Consider the following 1,813-nt stretch of genomic DNA (forward strand, 5'->3'; position numbering starts at 1 on the left):
GATGATGAGATGCAGGACATTGAGAACAAACTAAATAACAGACCAAGAAAACGCTTAGGGTTTAAAACGCCTATGCAGGCGTTCTATAATATTAATTAGCGTTGCACTTGGTGTGTTAATCTAAGCTTATTAAAAAATCATATGAGCACATAACGCAATAATCGGTAGTGAAATAATGGTTCTTAATAGGAAAATCACCAATAGCTGGAAGAAACTAACAGGTATTTTTGTTCCTAAAATCAACCCACCGACTTCTGACATATAGATCAATTGAGAAACTGATAAGCAGGCAATGACAAATCGCGTTAACTCTGATTCTATTGAAGAACCGATAATAGCCGGCAAGAACATATCTGCAAAACCCACCATGATGGTTTTTGACATTTCTGCAGCAAACGGTATATTCAATAGCTCTAAGAATGGAATAAATGGCATACCTAAATAATCAAATACGGGCGTTTTTTCTGCCACAATCAGCCCTAACGTTCCGATTGCCATGACGATAGGCAGTATTCCTATCCACATGTCCAAGATATTTTTTAACCCATCGTTTAAGAACGTCAAAAAACTGGGGCTCTTGTCTGCTTTTTGAACCGCTTTATGCAAGCCATAGTTGAATAGCGTTTTTCCTTCGGGAATCGCTTCGCAATCCACCTCATCGTTCTTTGTGATATACGTATCTTCAATTTTAGACAACGGGAATAACTTTGGTACGATGAGCGCACAAACAATACCGCATAACGCAACCACGCCAATCATGTTGATAAAGTAACTTTCTAGCTTGACTTGGGAAATCACCACCAAGCAAAAGGTAACCGAAACCGCTGAAAAGCTGGTCGCAATCACCGCGGCTTCTCTTTTGGTATAAAATCCACTTTGTAATTGCTTATCAGTCAACAAGACGCCAATAGTGCCGTCACCTAACCATGATGCTAAGCAATCGACAGAGGATCTGCCCGGTAAACCAAACAACGGTCTCATGACTTTGGTGCATAAAACGCCAACAAATTCTAATAAGCCAAAATCAAGCAGTAACGGCAGTAATAATCCTGCTAAAAAGAAAACAATAAACAGTATGGGCATAAGCTCATATAACAATAGACCACCAATACTGTCTGAATATATGCTCTCAAACCCAAATTGAAAATAGGTCACGACGACAAAAAACGCACCAAGCAGTCTAAGCATTAGCCAAGATGTTTTGACGTTCAGCAAATTATTCAAAAACTCATTGTTTAAAATCAATGCAGGTCTCATGATTTTGGTATATAAGCTACCAACCACCGTAATCATAATTGAGATGACAACAAGCAATGGCAAAAAGTCGCTCATATAACCCTGTATATAATCCTTCAACACAGCGATAGGAATGGTGAATCCGTCTGCATAGCTGACAAACTTACCATCTACATAGGGAATGGGAAATACGAAGACGATCAACCCTATCATAGAGGGTATAAAGAATTTTAAAAACTGTTTGAGATTGATACTGGTATTAGCACTGCTAGCGCTAGCATCTTGATTTGCAGTGCTGGCTTTAATAATGTCCATATTATTTTTACCTTTTGTCCCTTTTTAACTAACCTAAAATTTATGTAATATTTTTTAGGTTAAATACCCTTTAACTCATTCTTGATATTTCATACTAGGGCGTGTCATCAATTAAGCCAAACGACACAAGAAACTAAGTGAATGGCACTAAGGAAATGACTGGCTAACTTATCATAGCGAGTGGCAATCGCACGATACTGCTTAATCTTGGCAAAGAAGTTCTCTATTAGGTGCCTCGCTTTATAAAGCTCTTTATCGAAGT

At 38.2% G+C, this 1,813-nt stretch carries 2 protein-coding genes and 1 pseudogene; 1 reads left to right on the top strand and 2 read right to left on the bottom strand.

Annotation, left to right across the window (positions count from 1 at the left end):
• Nucleotides 1-99, top strand: a pseudogene (locus JMX83_RS15515) (IS30 family transposase); the annotation flags it as partial.
• A 30-nt stretch (nucleotides 100-129) separates the two neighbouring features.
• Here JMX83_RS15515 and JMX83_RS14840 read toward each other — a convergent pair.
• The gene (locus JMX83_RS14840; RefSeq protein ID WP_201603346.1) at nucleotides 130-1,551 is read right to left on the bottom strand and encodes a YjiH family protein; all 1,422 of its coding nucleotides are present in this window, start codon (nucleotides 1,549-1,551) and stop codon (nucleotides 130-132) included.
• A gap of 107 nt (nucleotides 1,552-1,658) precedes the next feature.
• Nucleotides 1,659-1,813, bottom strand: a 155-nt coding sequence (locus JMX83_RS14845; protein ID WP_201603349.1) for a transposase, incomplete at its 5' end; no start/stop codon positions are given.

The sequence above is a fragment of the Psychrobacter piscatorii genome (assembly GCF_904846415.1).
GTDB classification, from domain to species: domain Bacteria; phylum Pseudomonadota; class Gammaproteobacteria; order Pseudomonadales; family Moraxellaceae; genus Psychrobacter; species Psychrobacter piscatorii.